We start from the raw sequence: 3,814 nt of genomic DNA, 5'->3' as shown, positions 1-3,814 counted from the left end.
CGAAATCGCTGCGGCATAATCAAACCCAGCTGACCGCACGGTGTCGAGAAACTCCACCACTCAGCGGGACGTCACCGTCAACGACTCGAATGAGCAGCAATGTGGTGTCACCGCGCCAGACCGCCACGGCTTCGTTCCTGTCCTGCCGCTCCACCATTCCAGCCTGGACAGACATGTTCGACTCTCGCGGTCGGATTGCACGAGACCGCAGCTTGCCCGCCACCCGTTCGCTCAGGTGAGCCCGCATCCTCAGCGGGGTCAGGCTCTAGCAAGCCAGAACATGTAGGCGTGGTCCGCCTACTCAGGGTGGCTCAACGCTGAGACCAGACTGTGCGGGACCAAATCGCTCTCGGCCCGCCTGCTGCACCTCGGGGTCAGCGGAGAGCCGGCCGGTGACGAATCGTACGAACATGATGGTTCCCGATGCGCAGGCATGGCGCGGAACCAGTCCTAGTTAGCTCGCGTTAGGCCCCATGTTTCGCTCAGCGACGTGGGGCCTTTCGTATGTCCCCGCGCTGCGGGGTTGCACTCCGCTACGAGCCCGTCAAGGGCGCTGCGCGTCCCTTCGGGAGAGCCCTGCGGGCTCCCCTTGACCGCCTCTTCACTGCGTGCAAGTCAGCATGTGTTCCGTCGAAAGCCGGCAGCTCGGCGTACCGCCGAACTTCCTACTTTCGATCGGACACACAACGAGGGAGCATGCATGGATAAGAGTCAGAATCAGGCACTCGCGGTCGCGGTAGCGCAGCGCATCCGGGACGTGTTGCAGGCCCGTGGCGAAACCCTCGATTGGCTGGCATCGGCAACCGGTATCGCGCGACGAACGATCGTGCGGCGACTGCACCGCACAGCACCAACGGGACTCACCGTCGACGAGCTGAACGCGATCGCGATAGCCCTAGACGTGCACCCGTCCCAGCTGCTGCGGGACTAAAGCCGTCGGGCCTGCGCGGTAGCGTTCGTCCATGACGAAGGCCGCGACTCGGAAGCACCACTACGTCTCCGCGTTCCTCCTGCGCGGCTTTGCGGAGGACGGGCACTTCACGCAGGTTCCACTCGACGGCTCCGCGCCACATGTAGCGACCGCCAGCAGTACTGGATGGCTTAGGGACAGCCACCGCGCTTCCCCTTTGGAAGCCGACCCCGACACGTACGAGAAGGCGCAGACCGTGTTCGTCGAGAGTCCGGCGGCGCCGCTCGTTTCTCGGCTGAATAACGGCGATGACAGCGTGCTAGAGGAGCCGCAGCGCGAGATCCTGGAAAAGCTACTCATCCTCCATCACCAGCGGCATCCCGCGATGATGAAGCACGTCACTGGTGAGACGGCGCCGGAGTTTGAGGGGTACCGACACGTACCGGGGATCGACGCAGCCTTTAGGGCGTTCCTGGCGCAAGCAGTGTCGTTCACAGCGGACCTGGACGCGATGTTCATGCCCGAGATGCACGATCGCGTGAAGGCTCGGTGGGCTCAGTACCGGCGCGTCCTGGATGAGTTCACCTGGAACGTCGTCCGCTACGACGACCCGTCCCTGCTCTTTGGTGACATGCTCGTGTGCCCATCGCGGCTCGCGCCGGGCCGTACGCACGACGAGCGAGAGTACGGGTGGGGAATTGGTCTCATGTCCGCTGAGCGGGTCACGGTGGCCTTGACGCCGACGACCGGACTGCTGCTCTCCCGCGGCGACCGGGTGCGAAGACTCATCCCAGAGGCATTCAACCGCTCAACAATCGGATGCGCGACGATGTACGTCCTCTATCCCGGTAGTTGGCCGACACGGAACCCAAGGGTGTTCTCAAACGCCGCAGGCATCCTGGGGCAGCGGGGCGCGAACGTGTCTCTGTAGATCGGCCTACCCTCTGGCGATGGCGTCGCCCTTGGCGAGGGCGCGGGCGACGGTCGTCTTGCCGACACTGAGCACTGCGGCGATACGGTCGAGGCTCGCCCCTTCGGCGCGCATGCGCTGCGCCTGGTGAATCTTCTCTGGGGTCATCTTCGGCGGCCGCCCGCCGACCCGCCCCTGGGCCTTCGCGTGTGCCAGGCCGCGCATCGTGTTCTCTCGAATCGTGTCGACGCGGAGCTGCGCGAACACAGCGACCATGCCGAACAGCGCACGGCCCATCGGGGTCGTCGTGTCGATCATCGGCTCCGTCAGGCTCTTGATGTTCACGCCGCGACGGTCGAGGTCATGCAGCGTCTCGATGATGATCCGCTCCGTCCCCCCAAGACGATCCAGCCGACGCACCAAGAGCGTGTCGCCCTCGCGGAGATAGTCGAGACACGCGAGCCACTGGGGGCGGTCTGTGACGCGGCTGGACTCGCCGTGGTCGACGAATACTCGAGAAGCGCCGGCTGCGCGCAGCTCGGCCTCCTGCGCGGCGGGGTTCTGCTCCCGCTTGGACACACGGGCGTACCCGACGACGTTGGTCATTTCGTCCCTCCCCGGCGACTTCGACGCTCCAACAGAATCAAGCCGGCGATACCGCCAGCGGTCCCTACGAGTGCGAGCACGAAACTCACCCAGGCAACTAGGTCATTCATCGCTCGTACCCCGCCCCTCGTGAACAGTCAGCGCGATAGCCGGCGCCGGTACCTCGAGACGGCGCGCCCTGGCGCGGCGTCTGCTTCGTCGCGTCGATCGGAGAACGCGGGTAGGACGCGCTCAGCGCTGAACGCACTTGCGCGGCCTGGTCAGGCATCGCCTGCGGCGCGGCCCGGTCGACGGTCACCGCGGCAAACACGGGCACGAGCGACGTGGGGTCGGGCGCGTAGGCGTACAGGTCCGGCCGGCTCAGCGCCGATCCCGCGTTCCACTGGTCCGGGCTGACGCGGCCGAAATCGAACCGGTACGCCGACTGCTCGGCCACGTGAGCCATGAACACCTTCGACGTCCGGCCGTTGCCCTCCCGGAACGGATGCGCCTGGTTGACATACGCGAACACGGTCGACGCCGTGGCGATGAAATCGTTCCGGCTGAGCTCACGCCAATTCGTCGACGTCACGAGCTGCTTCACGTCGGCCAGATACCGATCGACCTCGCCCGTCGTGACGTCACCGAAACCCCGACCCGGACCCTTGGACATGTTCACGGTGCGGTACTCCCCCGCCCACTCGTACACGTCCTGGAACAGGTGCCCGTGAATCGCTCGAAGGTGCTCGCCGTCGAACGTGCGCGGCACCTCGACCTGGCCGCTCCTGATCTGCATCGCGCGACCCGTCGTGCGACCGTACTCGCGACGCGCAAGCGCCTGTGCGTCGCGCTCGTCGAAGAGGTTCCGCAGCGTCCCGACCCCCGTCACCGGGTCGATCGTGTCCGGGTAGAAATACGACTCCCAGCTATCGAACTGGGATGCCACGTCAGCGGCCGGCGCCGACGACGCCGACAGCGCGGCGCGCGGCAGCATCAGCGCGTCGGGAGTACTCGTCCCAATCGATCGCGCCACGGGCGTAGTCGGTCACGTTCTCGACGTCCTCGCGGGTCGGGTTGAACCCCTCGTGCCATCCCGCGGCGAGGGCCTGGCGCACGTTGTCGCGCTGGTCCGCGTCAAGCTGCGCGAACAGCTCGGGCCACCGCTCCTCGACGTCGAACGTCTGCATCTTGGGTGCTCCCTGGTCGGTCACGGCCCGTCTCCCTTCGGAGGTTTCATTCTACCGTCAGTCCCGAAAACGGTCTAGTGAAGGTTTCGGCACAAAGAGGTTTCGGCACAGGGTTTCGGCACGGCGTGTCGGCGTCGACGCGGCTTGTGGAGTTGCTCGCTTGATGGCGGTGTTCTGTGATCGTTCGGTGGCGCCGGTCAGCTCCCGATGACGAGTACGCTG

The 3,814-nt window shown here is 65.7% G+C and carries 5 protein-coding genes; 2 read left to right on the top strand and 3 right to left on the bottom strand.

Going from position 1 to position 3,814, the window contains the following annotated elements; translation table 11 throughout:
* Nucleotides 1-700 precede the first annotated feature (700 nt).
* Entirely contained in the window at nucleotides 701-931 is a 231-nt protein-coding gene (locus ACPYN5_RS15955; RefSeq protein ID WP_424449905.1) for a helix-turn-helix domain-containing protein, read from the top strand.
* 31 nt (nucleotides 932-962) lie between these two features.
* Nucleotides 963-1,841 (top strand): DUF4238 domain-containing protein, encoded by an 879-nt coding sequence (locus ACPYN5_RS15950; RefSeq protein ID WP_424449904.1) that lies wholly within the window; start codon nucleotides 963-965, stop codon nucleotides 1,839-1,841.
* Nucleotides 1,842-1,847: 6 nt separating this feature from the next.
* On the opposite strand, the gene ACPYN5_RS15945 is transcribed toward ACPYN5_RS15950, so the two are convergent.
* The 3 genes from ACPYN5_RS15945 to ACPYN5_RS15935 form a co-directional block, all read right to left on the bottom strand.
* Nucleotides 1,848-2,426 carry a recombinase family protein gene (locus ACPYN5_RS15945; protein WP_424449903.1) on the bottom strand — a complete coding sequence of 193 codons (579 nt, stop codon included), beginning with the start codon at nucleotides 2,424-2,426 and terminating at the stop codon, nucleotides 1,848-1,850.
* A 106-nt stretch (nucleotides 2,427-2,532) separates the two neighbouring features.
* Nucleotides 2,533-3,438, bottom strand: coding sequence for a Fic/DOC family protein (locus tag ACPYN5_RS15940; RefSeq protein ID WP_424449902.1), 906 nt, complete (start codon nucleotides 3,436-3,438; stop codon nucleotides 2,533-2,535).
* Complete coding sequence (locus ACPYN5_RS15935) at nucleotides 3,353-3,616, bottom strand: antitoxin VbhA family protein (RefSeq protein ID WP_424449901.1); 264 nt, start codon at nucleotides 3,614-3,616, stop codon at nucleotides 3,353-3,355. Before ACPYN5_RS15935 ends, ACPYN5_RS15940 begins: the two co-directional genes overlap by 86 nt.
* Nucleotides 3,617-3,814 lie beyond the last annotated feature (198 nt).

Source organism: Microbacterium arborescens, from assembly GCF_049707515.1.
Lineage (GTDB): Bacteria > Actinomycetota > Actinomycetes > Actinomycetales > Microbacteriaceae > Microbacterium > Microbacterium arborescens_B.
This window is presented reverse-complemented; position numbering and strand designations above follow the sequence as displayed.

Bases quoted from the DNA above. Each gene is read 5' to 3' on its own strand.
- ACPYN5_RS15955 (WP_424449905.1), top strand. From the start codon at position 701: ATGGATAAGAGTCAGAATCAGGCACTCGCGGTCGCGGTAGCGCAGCGC.
- ACPYN5_RS15950 (WP_424449904.1), top strand. From the start codon at position 963: ATGACGAAGGCCGCGACTCGGAAGCACCACTACGTCTCCGCGTTCCTC.
- ACPYN5_RS15945 (WP_424449903.1), bottom strand. From the start codon at position 2,426: ATGACCAACGTCGTCGGGTACGCCCGTGTGTCCAAGCGGGAGCAGAAC.